This window comes from Streptoverticillium olivoreticuli subsp. olivoreticuli, from assembly GCF_003391135.1.
Classification (GTDB): domain Bacteria; phylum Actinomycetota; class Actinomycetes; order Streptomycetales; family Streptomycetaceae; genus Streptomyces; species Streptomyces blastmyceticus.
Map to the genome: position 1 here is coordinate 3,050,056 of NZ_CP031455.1, position 15,642 is coordinate 3,065,697.

13 protein-coding genes are annotated in these 15,642 nt (G+C 71.4%); all 13 read right to left on the reverse strand.

Going from position 1 to position 15,642, the window contains the following annotated elements; translation table 11 throughout:
- Positions 1-49: 49 nt before the first annotated feature.
- The 13 genes from DXZ73_RS12910 to DXZ73_RS12970 all read right to left on the reverse strand — a co-directional run bounded on the left by DXZ73_RS12910 (position 50) and on the right by DXZ73_RS12970 (position 15,465).
- Positions 50-1,288, reverse strand: a complete 1,239-nt coding sequence (locus DXZ73_RS12910; RefSeq protein ID WP_116215589.1) for an MFS transporter — start codon at positions 1,286-1,288, stop codon at positions 50-52.
- A 146-nt stretch (positions 1,289-1,434) separates the two neighbouring features.
- Positions 1,435-1,770 carry an RNA polymerase-binding protein RbpA gene (locus DXZ73_RS12915; RefSeq protein WP_079110552.1) on the reverse strand — a complete coding sequence of 112 codons (336 nt, stop codon included), beginning with the start codon at positions 1,768-1,770 and terminating at the stop codon, positions 1,435-1,437.
- A gap of 183 nt (positions 1,771-1,953) precedes the next feature.
- Positions 1,954-2,184, reverse strand: a complete 231-nt coding sequence (gene secG / locus DXZ73_RS12920; protein ID WP_184730779.1) for a preprotein translocase subunit SecG — start codon at positions 2,182-2,184, stop codon at positions 1,954-1,956.
- 114 nt (positions 2,185-2,298) lie between these two features.
- Positions 2,299-3,075, reverse strand: coding sequence for a triose-phosphate isomerase (gene tpiA, locus DXZ73_RS12925; RefSeq protein WP_116211139.1), 777 nt, complete (start codon positions 3,073-3,075; stop codon positions 2,299-2,301).
- Positions 3,076-3,081: 6 nt separating this feature from the next.
- Positions 3,082-4,293, reverse strand: coding sequence for a phosphoglycerate kinase (locus tag DXZ73_RS12930; protein ID WP_116211140.1), 1,212 nt, complete (start codon positions 4,291-4,293; stop codon positions 3,082-3,084).
- A gap of 149 nt (positions 4,294-4,442) precedes the next feature.
- Positions 4,443-5,447 (reverse strand): type I glyceraldehyde-3-phosphate dehydrogenase, encoded by a 1,005-nt coding sequence (gene gap, locus DXZ73_RS12935; protein WP_116211141.1) that lies wholly within the window; start codon positions 5,445-5,447, stop codon positions 4,443-4,445.
- Positions 5,448-5,568: 121 nt separating this feature from the next.
- Positions 5,569-8,529 (reverse strand): M14 family metallopeptidase, encoded by a 2,961-nt coding sequence (locus DXZ73_RS12940; RefSeq protein ID WP_116211142.1) that lies wholly within the window; start codon positions 8,527-8,529, stop codon positions 5,569-5,571.
- 150 nt (positions 8,530-8,679) lie between these two features.
- Positions 8,680-9,687, reverse strand: coding sequence for a DNA-binding protein WhiA (whiA, locus tag DXZ73_RS12945; RefSeq protein ID WP_116211143.1), 1,008 nt, complete (start codon positions 9,685-9,687; stop codon positions 8,680-8,682).
- Positions 9,678-10,718, reverse strand: a complete 1,041-nt coding sequence (locus tag DXZ73_RS12950; RefSeq protein ID WP_116211144.1) for a gluconeogenesis factor YvcK family protein — start codon at positions 10,716-10,718, stop codon at positions 9,678-9,680. Before DXZ73_RS12950 ends, whiA begins: the two co-directional genes overlap by 10 nt.
- Positions 10,715-11,647, reverse strand: a complete 933-nt coding sequence (gene rapZ, locus DXZ73_RS12955) for an RNase adapter RapZ (protein ID WP_205519162.1) — start codon at positions 11,645-11,647, stop codon at positions 10,715-10,717. The genes DXZ73_RS12950 and rapZ overlap by 4 nt, the downstream gene beginning before the upstream one ends.
- Positions 11,648-11,785: 138 nt before the next feature.
- Positions 11,786-13,771: an excinuclease ABC subunit UvrC gene (gene uvrC, locus DXZ73_RS12960; protein ID WP_116211146.1), complete on the reverse strand. Its 1,986-nt coding sequence runs from the start codon at positions 13,769-13,771 to the stop codon at positions 11,786-11,788.
- A gap of 208 nt (positions 13,772-13,979) precedes the next feature.
- Complete coding sequence (locus DXZ73_RS12965; RefSeq protein ID WP_116211147.1) at positions 13,980-14,831, reverse strand: hypothetical protein; 852 nt, start codon at positions 14,829-14,831, stop codon at positions 13,980-13,982.
- Between the two features lie 4 nt (positions 14,832-14,835).
- Positions 14,836-15,465 (reverse strand): papain-like cysteine protease family protein, encoded by a 630-nt coding sequence (locus DXZ73_RS12970; RefSeq protein ID WP_116211148.1) that lies wholly within the window; start codon positions 15,463-15,465, stop codon positions 14,836-14,838.
- Positions 15,466-15,642 lie beyond the last annotated feature (177 nt).

The following is a 15,642-nucleotide window of genomic DNA, read 5'->3' on the forward strand; positions in this document are numbered from 1 at the left end:
ATCAGCCCATTCTTCTCGTAGCTGCCCCGCCGGTCTCCAACCTATGTGATCAGAGCTCGGTATGAGATGTCGTGCCGTCCCCGGCGCGGTCCACCGCGGGCAGCAGGGCGAGGACCGCGAGCGCGAGGAGGGCCGAGGCCAGCAGCATGGGGGTGTTCAGCCCCCAGGCGGTGGCGACCGCTCCCCCGGCCAGGGCCCCGAACGGCGCCCCGGCGATGGCGAGGGTGCGGAAGGCGGCGCTGATCCGCCCGAGCATCCCCTCCGGGGCGCGCTGCTGCATCAGCGTCGTCTGGGTGACGTTCCAGACCATGCCGGAGAAGCCGAAGAGGCCCAGGGCGGCGACGGCGACCGGCAGTTCGCGCACCGTGCCGAGCGCCACCAGGCAGGCCGTCTGGAGGGCCCCGAGCGCCGGCATGCTGCGCACCGGCCCGAAGCGGTCCACGAGCCGGCCGGCCAGCATCCCTCCGGCGACCCCGCCCACCCCGTACGCGGCGAGGGTGGCCGCATAGCCTCCGTGGCCGCCGTGCAGCCATCCGGTGACCAGCAGCGGCAGGGTCGCGATGAGCGCCCCGATCGCCACGTTGCAGAGCGTGGTGGACACGCACAGCGCGCGGAGCGTGCCGTCGCGCCACAGCGCCCGCAGCCCTTGGGCCATCTCCTGGCGGAGCGTGCGCCCGGCCGGGCGCGGCTCCCGCGCGGGCGCCGGTATCCGCAGGGTCGCCACGAGGGCGGCCGCCAGGAGATAGGTGGCGGCGTCCGCCGCGAAGGGCATCGCGGCGCCCACGGCGAGCAGCACCGGGACCAGGGGCGCGCCCAGGAACGCCCCTGCTATCTGCTGCCCGGTCATCAGCCGGGCATTGGCCCTGCCGAGCCCGTCCCGGGGCACCACGGCGGGCAGCAGGGCGGTGGCCGCGTTGTCGAAGAGGGTCTGGAGGGTGGTGAGGAGGAAGGCGAGCGCGATCAGGAGCCCGATCGTGGCGTGCCCGAGGGCGACGGCGGCCGCGAAGGCGGCGACCAGCGCGCCGCGGAGCACGTCCACCGTCCACATCGCCCGCCGCTGGTCGACCCGGTCGGCGACCGCGCCGCCCAGCAGTCCGAAGAGGAGCCAGGGCAGGAAGCCGCTCGCCGTCACCAGCGAGACGAGCAGCGGCGAATCCGTGAGGGAGACGGCGAGCAGCGGCAGCGCGGCGCCCCGCAGCGCGTCACCGAGGCGCGAGACGACGGCCGCCGACCACAGCCGCCCGAAGCCGCCCCGAACTTCCGCCCGGCTCCCGTGCGTTGATGTGATCGGTACGACCTTCGGTTCCTCGACCGCCGCCACGGTTCCCCCTCAAGGATGGCTTTGTCGAAGACCGTAACGGCCACCACTGACAACGGCCCGGCTGCGCTCCTTCTCAGGTGCGCGGCCGGGCCGCTCCAGTCGGTCGTGCCGTTTCAGATCTCCCCGCGGAGCTTCGCGAGCGCCTCGGCGAGGATCGCCTCGCCGTCCGCGTCGCTGCGCCGCTCCCGGACGTACGCGAGGTGGGTCTTGTACGGCTCGGTGCGGGGCGGGTCGGGCGGGCTGTCCCGGTCCTGGCCGGCCGGGAAGCCGCAGCGCGGGCAGTCCCAGGTGTCCGGCACCTGTGCGTCGCTGGCGAAGCTCGGCTGCGTCTCGTGCCCGTTCGAGCACCAGAAGGAGATGCGGAGGCGAGGTGCGGACTCGCCGCGCTCGGCCTCTCCCATCGGCCCCGCTCCGACCCGACTTCCTCGGATCGCGTTGCCACTTGCCACGGTCGTAACTCCCTGCGTGATGGTGCTGCACGGTGCCAAATAGCGGCTGCGCCGCGGGGTCGAAGAAGGCCTCCGCTGCGGGCGCCCCAGTCTACGTAAGGCCCAACGCGCGTCCAGTGGCAGGAGTTACAGCCCGGCCGCCAGGACGCGACCTCAATGATAGGCCGCGTCCACGACGGTGCGTCAGCTATCGAGCTTCATCAGCAGGCCGAGTGCGACAATGCACGCAAACCACAGCAGACCGACCACGACGGTGATCCGGTCGAGATTCCGCTCGGCGACCGAGGAGCCGCCGACCGAGGACTGCATGCCGCCGCCGAACATATCGGACAGGCCGCCGCCCTTCCCCTTGTGCATGAGCACCAGCATCATCATCAGCAGGCTGAAGACGATGAGGGCGATCGAGAACCCCATGACCACGGCTGGACCAACTCTCTCGGACTGGAACGGTGAGGGGCCGGGCGGCTGATAAGCACCGGTCCCGGCCCCGACAGGGTACGACGGGGAGCACCCGTCGTCATAGCTCGCTTACTGGTCGCGGAAGCGGACGATCTTGACGAAGTCGTCCACGTCCAGCGCGGCGCCGCCGATCAGGGCGCCGTCGACGTCCGGCTGCGCCATGATCGCGGCGATGTTGCCGGACTTGACGGAGCCGCCGTACTGGATGCGCACCTTGTCGGCCAGCTCACGGCCGTACAGCTCCGCGAGGCGGCCGCGGATCGCACCACAGACCTCCTGCGCGTCCTCGGGCGTGGCGACCTCGCCGGTGCCGATGGCCCAGACGGGCTCGTAGGCGATGACGATGCTCTCGGCCTGCTCGGCCGGGACGTCCTTCAGGGCGCCGTCGACCTGCGCGAGGGTGTGCGCGACCTGGGCACCGGCCTTGCGGACCTCCAGGCCCTCGCCGACGCAGAGGATCGGGGTGATCCCGTGCCGGTAGGCGGCCTTGACCTTGGCGTTGCAGACCTCGTCGGTCTCGCCGTGGTACTGGCGGCGCTCGGAGTGGCCGACGGCCACGTAGGTGCACTTGAGCTTGGACAGCATTGCGCCGGAGATCTCGCCGGTGTAGGCACCGGAGTCGTACGCCGAGAGGTCCTGGGCGCCGTACTTGATCTTGAGCTTGTCGCCGTCGACCAGGGTCTGCACCGAGCGCAGGTCCACGAAGGGCGGCAGGACGGCGACCTCGGTGTGGTCGTAGTCCTTGTCGGCGAGCGCGAAGGAGAGCTTCTGGACGTGTGCGATGGCCTCGAGGTGGTTGAGGTTCATCTTCCAGTTGCCCGCCATCAGCGGGGTACGTTCACTCACGGTGGTTCAGTCCTCCAGTGCGGCGAGGCCGGGGAGCGTCTTGCCCTCGAGGTATTCGAGGCTGGCGCCGCCGCCGGTCGAGATGTGGCCGAAGGCGGTCTCGTCGAAGCCCAGGATGCGCACGGCGGCGGCGGAGTCGCCACCGCCCACGACGGTGAAGGCCTCGCTGTCGAGGAGGCCCTGGGCGACGGCCTTGGTGCCGTTGGCGTAGTCGGGGTGCTCGAAGACGCCCATGGGACCGTTCCAGAAGACGGTGCCCGCGTCGGCCAGCTTCGAGGCGTAGAGCTCGCGCGTCTTCGGGCCGATGTCCAGGCCCTCCTTGTCCGCCGGGATGGCGTCCGAGGCGACGAGCTCGGGGTTGGCCGGAGCCTTGGTCTTCAGGTCCGGGAAGTCGGCCGAGACCAGGACGTCGACGGGGAGGACGAACTCCACGCCGCGCTTCTCGGCCCGGGCCAGGTACTCCAGGCAGACCGGGATCTGGTCCTCCTGGAGCAGGGAGATGCCGACCTCGTGCCCCTTGGCCTTGAGGAAGGTGTAGGACATGCCGCCGCCGATGAGGATGCGGTCGGCCTTCTCCAGCAGGTTGTCGATGACACCCAGCTTGTCGGAGACCTTGGCACCGCCGAGGACCACGACGTACGGGCGCGCGACATCATCGGTCAGCTTCTTCAGGACGCCGACCTCGGTGGCGATCAGGTCGCCGGCGGCGTGCGGGAGGCGCGCCGGGAGGTCGAAGACCGAGGCGTGCTTGCGGTGCACCGCACCGAAGCCGTCACCCACATAGAGGTCGGCCAGCGACGCGAGCTCGTCGGCGAAGGCGCCGCGCTCCGCGTCGTCCTTGCTGGTCTCGCCCGCGTTGAAACGGAGGTTCTCCAGCAGCGTGACCTCGCCGTTCGCCAGTGCGGCGACGGTGGCCTTCGCGCTGTCGCCGACCGTGTCGGTGGCGAACGAGACATTCCTGCCCAGGATCTCGCCGAGCCGCGCGGCGGCGGGAGCGAGCGAGAACGCGGGGTCCGGGGCGCCCTTGGGGCGGCCCAGGTGCGAGGCGACGATCACCTTCGCGCCCGCCTCGGCGAGCTTGGCGATCGTCGGGGCGACGGCGCGGATGCGGCCGTCGTCGGTGATGGTGGTCCCGTCGAGCGGCACGTTGAGGTCGGCGCGGACGAAGACCCGCTTGCCCTCGACGCCGTCCTGGAGGAGTTCGTCGATCGTCTTCATGCAGTGACTCCGTGACTTCCGGATGGGGGCACCGCCCAGCGATAGCTGGGGGACAGTCATGAGACGGGGCTCGTACGACGCTCCATCGCGTCGTACGAGCCCTGTCCCCTACATCTCTGTTGCCTACGACTGTGCGAGTCGGGCGAAGATCAGAGCTGGCCGCCGACGAAGACGGTCAGGTCGACCAGGCGGTTGGAGTAGCCCCACTCGTTGTCGTACCAGCCGACGACCTTGACCTGGTTGCCCTGGACCATGGTCAGGGAGGAGTCGAAGGTGCAGGAGGCCGGCCAGTTCACGATGTCGGAGGAGACGATCGCGTCCTCGGTGTACTCGAGGATGCCCTTGAGCTGACCCTCGGCGGCCTTCTGGAAGGCGGCGTTGATCTCTTCCTTGCTGGTCTCGCGGTCGAGCTCGAGGACCAGGTCGGTGACCGAGCCGGTCGGGACCGGGACGCGCATGGCGATGCCGTCCAGCTTGCCCTTCAGCTGCGGGAGGACCAGCGCGGTGGCCTTGGCGGCACCGGTCGAGGTCGGGATGATGTTCTCCGCGGCGGCGCGGGCGCGGCGCAGGTCGGAGTGCGGGAAGTCCAGGATCCGCTGGTCGTTGGTGTACGCGTGGACCGTGGTCATCATGCCCTTGACGATGCCGAAGTTCTCGTCGAGAACCTTGGCCATCGGCGCCACACAGTTGGTGGTGCAGGAGGCGTTGGAGATGACGTGGTGGTTGGCCGCGTCGTACTTGTCCTGGTTGACGCCCATGACGATAGTGATGTCCTCGTCCTTGGCGGGCGCGGAGATCAGGACCTTCTTGGCGCCGGCCGCGAGGTGCTTGGCGGCGTCGGCCTTCTTGGTGAAGATGCCGGTGGACTCGATGACGATGTCGGCGCCCAGCTCGGCCCACGGCAGGTTCGCCGGGTCGCGCTCGGCCATCGTCTTGAAGGTCATGGAACCGACGGTGATCGAGTCGTCGGTGTGGCTGACCTCCTGCTTCAGACGACCCAGGATGGTGTCGTACTTCAGCAGGTGGACCAGGGTGGCGTTGTCGGTCAGGTCGTTGACACCGACGATCTGGATGTCCGCACCCTGCTCCAGCAGCGCGCGGAAGTAGTTACGACCGATACGGCCAAAGCCGTTGATGCCTACGCGGATCGTCACGAACCGATCTCCTCGTTGGTGTGCCGGTCTGTCACCCGGCGAGCTGTATGGGATGTCCCCGACCACCACTGACCCTACCTCCAACAGCAGGGGGACGTGACATTGGCGGACCCCTCACACGTCAGCTGTCAATGGCGTGCAACACATTGCCGAGCAGACGAGCACGCGTCTTCCCATTTGATACGTGTTCGAGTCCGAAACCCAGCAGCACCGTGTCCCGGGTGGTGATCGCCGCCGAGAAGTGGATGAACTCCTTCGAGCGCGCCCAGTCGCCCACGTTCCCCGGGCTGCCGGCGGGCGGTCCGGGGACGGTCCAGGGGCCCAGGGAGGACTCGAAGCCCTCGGTGGGCTGTGCGGTCGCGCCGATGGTGAGGGTGGTGTTGTCGGCGAAGACGCCGCGGCCCCCGGTGCCCGGGTCGGTGACGTAGGAGAGGACCACCTCGGCGTTCCTGCCCGCGAAGGCGCTCAGGTCGAAGGAGACCTGCCGCCAGCCGTCGGAGGAGCCGGTGAAGGCGTGCCAGGCGCCGGTGGTGCCCTGCCCGGCGCAGGTGCCGCTACGGAGCGTGAGGTAGTGGGTGAGGAAGGGGTGCAGCCGGAGGAGGGAGTCGCAGTCGGCGGGCACCTGGTCGGTGGTGCCGCCCCGGGCGTCGGGCAGGGTGGTCCAGTCGTCCCGGCCGACCGTGTGCGCCTCCAGGACGGCGTTGTCGTAGCCCTGCTCGGTGTCGTGGCTGAGCCACAGCCCCAGCGCCGGTTTGTCGGCCGCGGTCGCGCCGGTGAGGTCGACCGTGCGCGACAGCCGCATCCAGGCGTTGTCCTGGTGCCGGGCGGCCGCCATCCAGGAGCCCTCGTACGGCTGGAAGGGGGACCGCATGCCCGTGTAGTCGCCGGCGGGCGCGCTGCGGAACTGCGGGAAGTCCGCGGGCGGCAGTTCGTCGGAGACGGAGCTGTAGGCGCCCGCCGCGGTGAGCGGGCTGCCGGGCGCGTCGGTGAGGACGGCCGAGGTGCCCTTGAGCTTGCCGGCGCCGTCGAAGCGCGGCGGCCGGGGCTGGGAGACGCGGCCGCCCGCGCCCAGGTAGTACTGGCTGAAGTCGTCGGTGTCGGCCGGGCCGACCCGTGCGCTGCCGCCCGCCTGCGTTCCGGCGGCGACGACCTTGCCCCCGGCGTTGATGAAGTCGCGCACGGCGAGCAGGGTGTCGCCTCCGGGCCGGTTCGCGCCGGAGTACCACACCACGGTCCTGAAGTGGCCGAGCACGCCGAGCGCGTGGGGTGCGCCCTGCCGTGCGACGTCCCAGACGGCGGCCTTGCGGCCGTTGTCGGCAAGGGCCTTGGTGTAGACCGCCACGTTGCGGGCGGCCGCCGTGCCGCCCTCGTCGGCGAGCACGAGGGTGTCGGCGCGGGGGCGCTTCGCGACCGTGTACGTGAACGGCTCGCTGGCGGTGGGCCTGCCGTCGCGCGTACGGCCGGTGAACCAGACCTGGACGGCGGACCCGGGGTCGGCGCCCTCGACCTGGGCGCGGTACTGGTCGAAGCGGAGGTTGTCCCGGCCGCCGTAGCGCTTGCCGCCCTCCCACGCCTCCAGCGGCGCGGTGTGCGTACGGCCGCCGTCGACGCGGTAGTTGAGGCGCTTGTCGCGCAGGCTCTTGCGGGCGGTGACGGCGACGTCCTGTTCCTCGCCGCGCGCGTAGGAGGTGGTGAAGGTGTCGGGGGTGAAGTCCGGTGCGCTCAGGCCGACGGAGGAGACCGGCCGGTCGTCGCCCGCCTTGTTGGCGGCGGTCTCGGCGACGGAGAGCGCGAAGGGGAGGTTCTTGGTGAACTCCCGCTGGATCAGCTTCTCGTCGTCGGGGAAGGTGAAGGAGGAGCGGCAGTCGGCCGGGTCCCAGCGGTGGTCGGGGTCGCCCTTGGCCGCGGTCTGGCAGGTCGACATCTCCGGGGTGAACATCATCGTGCCGTTGACGTTGGCCGCGTGGCCGTCGGCCTCGCCGTTGGTGGTGTAGAGCTCGGAGGAGAGCTGGGGGCGGTAGCCGGGGATCGCGGACTTCTCCGGGGTGCCGGCGAGCGCCTTGTAGAGGACGTCGTCCGGGGTGGGCGTGGCGACCTGCCAGCCGACGCCGTAGAGGAGCAGTTCGGCCGCGGAGTGGTAGTTGACGGCGTAGGTGAAGCGGACGCGCTTCTCGAAGGCGTCCAGGGCGCGGGTCTCCGGCTCGGAGGCGGGGGACGGCCCGCGGTAGGTCTCGGAGGCCGGGTTGGGGGACGAGCCCTCGTTGTCGTAGCCCCATTTGTAGGGGAAGTTGCGGTTGAGGTCGACGCCGTCCCCGGGGGTGATCTTTCCGTCGCCGTTGTTGTCCCGCAGGTTCTTGCGCCACAGGCGGGTGTCAGGGCTCTGGAAGGTGTAGTCGTAGCCGTCGGGGTTGGCGGAGAGCACGAACCACAGCTCGGAGCGGTCGACCAGCCTGGTGATCCGGTCGTCCTTGCCGTAGCCGTTGAGATAGTGGTGCATCAGCCGCCGGGTCATCTCGGGTGTGATCCACTCGCGGGCGTGCTGGTTGGACATGTAGAGCACGGCCGGCCTGGCGCCGTCGCGGGTCCGCTCCGCGTCCTTGGTGACCTTCAGGGCCAGGATGTCCTGGCCGCGCACGGTCTTGCCGATGCTCTCGACCTTGGTGAGGCCGGGGTGCGCCCGCCCGGTGTTGACGATCTCCTCCTCCAGGCCGCCCTTGGGCCCGTACGGGCGGAAGACGCCGTCACCGGCGGCCCGGAGCCGCTCCTGGGTCTTCTCGGGGACGCGCTTCTCGGTGAGGTCCACGCCCTGTCGGCGCAGGTCAGCGGCCTGGGTCCCGGTGAGGGTCAGCTCGACCGGCGCGCTGCGGCCGACGGTGACCCGCTCGCCCAGCTCATGGCCGTCGATGCCCGCCGCGAGCAGCAGCGGGATCTGCGCCGAGGTGACCTTGGCGGTCCATACGGAGAGGGTGCCGCCGTCGGCGGTGGTGCGCGGAGCGGGTTGCGCGTGTGCGAAGGGTGCGGCGGCCAGCCCGCCGATCACCAGCGAAGCGGCCGCGAGGAACGATCTCGCCTTGCGTCTCATGAGCCCCCCTTGCTGTGGTCCGGCACATCGGGTGCACGCACGCCAGGCTGATGAAACGCTCATGGTCATGTCAACGGGGCATCGAGCGCCGGACGGCCGGAAAGACCGGCCCGTCCGACGCTCAGGGGCCGGGGCCCCGGGTTCTCCGGGTCAGCCGACCATGCCCTCGGCGAGCTCCTCCGAGAGGTCGGACAGGTCCGAGAGGTTCGACTCCGTGCCCGGGATGCCCAGGTCCTGGGCCCGCTTGTCGGCCATCGCCAGCAGCCGCCGGATCCGGCCGGCGACGGCGTCCTTGGTCAGCGGCGGGTCGGCGAGGGCGCCCAGCTCCTCCAGGGAGGCCTGCTTGTGCTCCATGCGCAGGCGGCCCGCGGCGGCGAGGTGCTCGGGGACCTCCTCGCCGAGGATCTCCAGCGCGCGCTGGACCCGGGCGCCCGCCGCCACCGCGGCGCGCGCCGAGCGGCGCAGATTGGCGTCGTCGAAATTGGCGAGGCGGTTGGCCGTGGCCCGCACCTCGCGGCGCATCCGCCGCTCCTCCCAGGCGAGCACGGACTCGTGCGCACCCAGCCGCGTCAACAGCGCGCCGATCGCGTCACCGTCCCGGACGACCACCCGGTCCACGCCGCGCACCTCGCGCGCCTTGGCCGCGATCTGCAGCCTGCGGGCCGCCCCGACCAGCGCCAGCGCCGCCTCGGGCCCGGGGCAGGTCACCTCCAGGGAGGAGGAGCGGCCGGGCTCGGTGAGCGAGCCGTGGGCCAGGAAGGCGCCGCGCCAGGCGGCCTCCGCGTCACACGTGGCACCGGAGACGACCTGCGGCGGCAGCCCGCGGATCGGCCGGCCGCGGCCGTCGACCAGGCCGGTCTGGCGGGCCAGCTGGTCACCGCCCGCCACCACCCGCACCACGTACCGGCTGCCGCGGCGCAGCCCGCCGGGGGCCATCACCACCAGGTCGGAGGTGTGCCCGAAGATCTCCAGGATGTCCTTGCGCAGCCGTCGGGCCGCGATCCCGGTGTCCAGCTCCGCCTCGATCACAATGCGCCCGCTGACCAGGTGCAGCCCGCCCGCGAACCGCAGGATCGCCGAGACCTCCGCTTTCCGGCAGCAGGTCCGGGTGACGGGGAGCCGGGAGATTTCATCCTTCACCGCTGCCGTCATCGCCATGGGCCGATCCTTCCATGCATCCGAAAAATACGGTCGTACGCGGCGGCCAACAGCTCCGGGTCGTGCGTCGGGGAGCCGTCGGGCGAGGCGACCGGCGCCAGCTCGACCGCGGCCCCCAGGCGCTTGGCGGCGTCGGTGAGGCTCTGCCGGTCGGGCACGGCGGCCTCGTCGGCCAGCACCACGTCCAGGGCGAGTTTAGGGGCGTGTCGGGCCAAAACCTCCAAATGACGCTGCGGGGAGAAGCCATCGGTTTCGCCGGGCTGCGGCGCGAGGTTCAGCGAGAGCACCCGGCGGGCCTTGGTCTGCTGGAGCGCTTCGAGCAGCTCGGGCACCAGCAGGTGCGGGATCACGGAGGAGAACCAGGAGCCCGGCCCGAGCACCACCCAGTCGGCGTCGAGCACCGCTTCCACGGCCTCGGGCACCGCGGGCGGGTCCTCCGGCACGACGTGCACGGACTGCACCTCGCCACGGGTGAGCGCCACGGTGGCCTGGCCGCGCACGGTGCTGATCGCCTCGGGCTCGGCCGGGTCGTGGCCCCGCACGAGCGCCTGGAGCTCCAGCGGCACCGCGGACATGGGCAGCACCCGGCCGTGCGCGCCGAGGAGCTTGCCGACCAGGTCCAGGGCCTGCACATGGTCGCCGAGCTGCTCCCACAGGGCGACGATCAGCAGATTGCCGACGGCGTGTCCGTGCAGGTCGCCCTCGCTGGCGAAGCGGTGCTTGATGACCCGGGCCCAGGTCTGGCCCCAGTCGTCGTCGCCGCACAGCGCGGCGAGCGCCTTGCGCAGGTCGCCGGGGGGCAGCACGTCCAGCTCGTCGCGGAGCCGGCCGCTGGAGCCGCCGTCGTCGGCGACCGTGACGACGGCGGTCAGGTCGCCGGTGATCCGGCGCAGGGCGGCCAGCGAAGCGGACAGGCCATGGCCGCCGCCGAGGGCGACGACCTTGGGCTGTGCGCCGCGGCCGACGCGGCCGCCCGCACGGGCGGGGGCGAGCCGGCGGCCGCGGCGCAGCCGGAACGTGCGGCCGGTCACTCGCGCCCCATGTCCCGGTGGACTACCACGGTCTCGACACCCTCCGAGGCCAGGCGGTGGGCGAGCTTCTCGGACATCGCCACCGAGCGGTGCTTGCCGCCGGTGCAGCCGACCGCGATGGTCACATAGCGCTTGCCCTCGCGGCGGTAGCCCGCGGCGATCAGCTGGAGCAGCTCGGTGTAGCGGTCGAGGAACTCCTTGGCGCCGGGCTGGTTGAAGACGTAGCCCGAGACCTCCTCGTTGAGCCCGGTGAAGGGGCGCAGCTCGGGGACCCAGTGCGGGTTGGGCAGGAAGCGGCAGTCGACCACGAGGTCGGCGTCGACGGGCAGGCCGTACTTGTAGCCGAACGACATGACGGTGGCCCGCAGCTCCGGCTCCTCCTCGCCCGCGAACTGGGCGTCCATCTTGGCGCGCAGCTCGTGGACGTTGAGGCTGGAGGTGTCGATCACCAGGTCGGCGTCGCCGCGCAGCTCGCGCAGCAGGTCGCGCTCGGCGGCGATGCCGTCGACGATGCGCCCGGAACCCTGGAGGGGGTGCGGGCGGCGCACGGACTCGAAGCGGCGCACCAGGGCGTCGTCGGAGGCCTCCAGGAAGATCACGCGACGCTTGACCTTCTTGGCGGCGAGGTCCGCGAGGGACTCCCTGAGGTTGTCGAAGAAGCGGCGGCCGCGGACGTCCACGACCACGGCGATCCGTGCCACATTGCCCTGCGAGCGGGCGCCGAGGTCCACCATGGTGGGGATCAGGGCGGGCGGCAGGTTGTCCACGACGAACCAGCCGAGGTCCTCCAGGCACTTGGCGGCGGTGCTGCGGCCCGCCCCCGACATGCCGGAGATGATCACCAGTTCGGGGATGCCCGCCGCCTCACCGGCCGCCTCCGCCGTCGTGCCCGTACTCACCTGTGCTCCGTCTCGATCGGTCCCGGTCATGCTGCTACCCCCGTTCTGCGGACGGTGCCGCGGGCGCGGCGCCGTCTTCCATACTGCGGTCTCGCGGTGTCCGTGACCGGGACGGCGCTCGCCGCCCGGCCGCGGGCCGCCGGCCGATGCCGTGGGCGTCCACGTCCATCATTCCTCCGCATCGTCCATGATCTCGCCTGTCGCGGTGTTGACGGCAGGGGCCGGCGGCGCCGTCGCGGCGAGTGCGGCGGCGATCGTCTCGGCCGTCTTGCGGCCGATGCCGGGCGTCTCGCAGATCTGCTCGACCGTCGCGGCCCGCAGCCGCTTGACCGAACCGAAGTGCTTGATCAGCGCCCGCTTGCGGGTCTCCCCGAGACCGGCGACGGCGTCGAGCGGCCCGGCCTTCATGGTCTTGGCGCGCTTGCTGCGCTGGTAGGAGATCGCGAAGCGGTGTGCCTCGTCCCGGACGCGCTGGAGGAGGTAGAGGCCCTCGCTGGTGCGCGGCAGGACGACGGGATCGTCGTCGTCGGGCAGCCAGACCTCCTCGAGGCGCTTGGCGAGGCCGCAGACGGCCACGTCGCTGATGCCGAGGTCGTCCAGGGCCCGCCGGGCGGCGGCGACCTGCGGCTGCCCGCCGTCGACCACGACGAGCTGCGGCGGATAGGCGAACCGCTTGGGCCGGTCGTCGTCGGTGCGGACGGGACCGTCCCCGTTCTCCTCGACGGCGTTCTCCTCGGACCACTCCCCCGCCTTCTGCTGCTCCGCCAGATAGCGGCGGAAGCGGCGGCCGACGACCTCGTGCATCGAGCGGACGTCGTCCTGCCCCTCGAAGCTCTTGATCTGGAAGCGGCGGTACTCGCTCTTGCGGGCGAGGCCGTCCTCGAAGACGACCATGGACGCCACCACGTCCTGCCCCTGGAGGTGGGAGATGTCGAAGCACTCGATGCGCAGCGGGGCGGAGTCCAGGCCGAGGGCCTCGGTGATCTCCTCCAGGGCGCGGGAGCGGGTGGTGAGGTCGGAGGCCCGCTTGGTCTTGTGGAGCGCGAGGGCCTGCGCGGCGTTGCGCTGGACCGTGGCCATCAGGTCCTTCTTGTCGCCGCGCTGCGGGATGCGCAGGTCGACCCGGGAGCCGCGGCGCTCGGTGAGCCACTGCCCGACGGGCCCGACCGGGTCCGGCAGGGCGGGGACGAGGACCTCCTTGGGGACGGCGTCGCCCTTCTCCTCGCCGTAGAGCTGCTGGAGGGCGTGCTCGACCAGGCCCGCGGTGTCGACGGCCTCGACCTTGTCGGTCACCCAGCCGCGCTGGCCGCGCACCCGCCCGCCGCGTACGTGGAAGATCTGCACGGCGGCTTCCAGCTCGTCCTCGGCGACGGCGATCAGGTCGGCGTCGGTGGCGTCGGCGAGCACCACCGCGCTCTTCTCCATGGCGCGGCGGAGCGCTTCCACGTCGTCGCGGAGCCGGGCCGCCTTCTCGTATTCCATCTCCTCGGCGGCATCGTGCATCCGCTGTTCCAAACGGCGGATGTACGCGCCGGTACGCCCGGCCATGAAGTCGCAGAACTCCTCGGCGAGTTCGCGGTGCTCCTGCGGGGTGACGCGGCCGACGCACGGGGCGGAGCACTTGCCGATGTAGCCGAGCAGACAGGGGCGGCCGATCTGGGCGGAGCGCTTGAACACCCCGGCGGAGCAGGTGCGTACGGGAAAGACGCGCAGCATCAGGTCGACGGTCTCGCGGATCGCCCAGGCGTGGGCGTACGGGCCGAAGTAGCGCACGCCCTTCTTCTTGGGGCCGCGCATGACCTGCACGCGCGGGAACTCCTCGTTCAGGGTGACGGCGAGGGAGGGGTAGCTCTTGTCGTCGCGGTACTTGACGTTGAAGCGCGGGTCGTACTCCTTGATCCAGGAGTATTCGAGCTGGAGCGCCTCGACCTCGGTGGAGACCACGGTCCACTCGACGGAGGCCGCGGTGGTGACCATGGTGCGCGTGCGCGGGTGCAGACCGGCGAGATCCTGGAAGTACGAGGAGAGCCGCTGGCGCAGGCTCTTCGCCTTCCCGACGTAGATCACGCGGCCGTGCTCGTCACGGAATTTGTAGACCCCCGGCGAGTCGGGGATCTGTCCCGGCTTGGGTCGGTAGCTGCTGGGGTCGGCCATGCCACACACCCTACTTGCGGGCAGTGACAACTCCGTCGTCCAGCCGTGGCGGGTGCCGCCGGGGGGCCGGTTCCGGGCCGTCGGGGGACGGCACGCCTCCGGCCCCGGCGAGTGCGCGCCGGGGCCGGAGCGGGGGCGTTGTGGGGCCGCCCCCTGGTGCGGGTGGTCCGGTGCGGGCCGCGTCGGCGCGGCCCCCGGCGGGCCGCGGTCAGCCGCGGCGCCGCCTCCGGCGGACCACCAGGGCGGAGGCGCCGAGGGCCAGGGCCGCGCCCGCGGCCGTCGCGGTGGAGGCCGTATTCAGCGGGCTCCCCGCGCCGGTCCGCGCCGCGGACGCCGTCCGGACCTCTGCCGTCCTCTCCGCCGTCCCGTCGGCCGGCTTCTCCGCGTAGCCGCCGGCCATTCCCTGCCGGGCGTACGCGGAGCCCGGCAGCTTGTCGCCGTACGCCCGGTGGACTCGGGCCCGGTAGCTCTCGACGGTGGTACCCCCGGCGCCGATCGCCCGGGTGGCGTCCTCGTCGAGCGGCAGGACCCGGTCGCCGCGCTGGACGTACCAGGCGTCGATCTGCGGTTCGCGGAAGACGGTGCCGCCGCCGAGCTTCTTCGCGCCCTCGGCCGCGTAGCGCGTCTCGTCGTCGCCGGTGGCGATGTTGACGACCTTCCAGGCGTTCCCGTCCTTCACCGTCCACACCGACGCCTTCTGCCCGTCGGCCGAGACCGCCTCGCTGGCGAGGAATTCGAGCTTGGCGACCGGGGCGCCGGCCGTGCCCGCCACGAACTCGGGGGCGAGTGTGTAGACCGGCACCGTCGCGCCGTCGATCCTCGGCCGCGCCTTGGCCTTGGCGACGGCTCCGTCGCGGGCGAAGAAGCGGGAGAGGGTGTCGAGCGTCGCGGGGGCGGCCGCCGCGTCGTGCGCGGCCGTGATTCCCGCGGCGGGCGGGGCGAGGGGGGCGGGGACCGGGTTCCCGTCGGCGTGCGCGAGGGGGGCGAGGCCGAGCAGGGCCGCGGTGAGCGCTCCGGCGGCCGCCGCACGGGCCGCGTTCTTCCTGGTGTGCGTGCTCATGACCTCACGCCCCGATCCGGTAGAGCGAGTGGGTCCAGGAGAACTGGTCGTTGTCGACGTACCAGCCGTGCGAGGCCCAGTTGTAGCGGTTGTTGGACGGCCACGGGTCGCCCCAGTAGACCCAGCTGTTGGAGTCGTCGTACCCGTAGAGGACGTGCATGTGACCGCCGCCGGAGGACCACTGGATGCGGGTCTCCACGGGCCGGTTGGCGCTGATCTCGCTCTGCACGGTCGAGTAGCGCAGCCAGCCGCTCACGTACGAGCCGGAGTTGATGCCCGCCCAGTCGAGGGCGTTCTGCACATTGCCCAGGGTGGCCTGGTTGTTGGGGCACTCCGTGCCCTGCTGCCGGTTGAAGGCGGCGTTGCAGAACTGGTTCTGGCTGTAGTTGCGCCCGAACCAGGTGGCGATGGTGTTGCCGGAGCCCGCCCAGCACCAATTGGTCTTCTGCTGGGCCTGCATGGTGATGTTGAGCTTTTTCGACGCGGCGAGACCCGGCTGGTTGCCGCCCGTCGCGGCGCTCGCCGTGGTGGGGACGGCGAGCAGTGCGGAGGCGACCAGCGCGGCGACGGACAGCCGTCTGCCGCGTATACGGCTCTTTCCGGTCTTTTTCTGTTGTGCCGATGCACGGGACATGGACGTTCCTCCCGAGGCGGGGGGTTGAAACGGAGGAGCGCGTCCGGACGCTGATCAGGAGCATCAGGGTGTTGTCAGTGACTGGTCAACAGGTTTCAATGCTGGGTGAGCCGACGGTGTGAACAGCGCGAACCGGATGTGAACGGCCGGTGCCCGGCCAAGAGGATCACAGCGGTC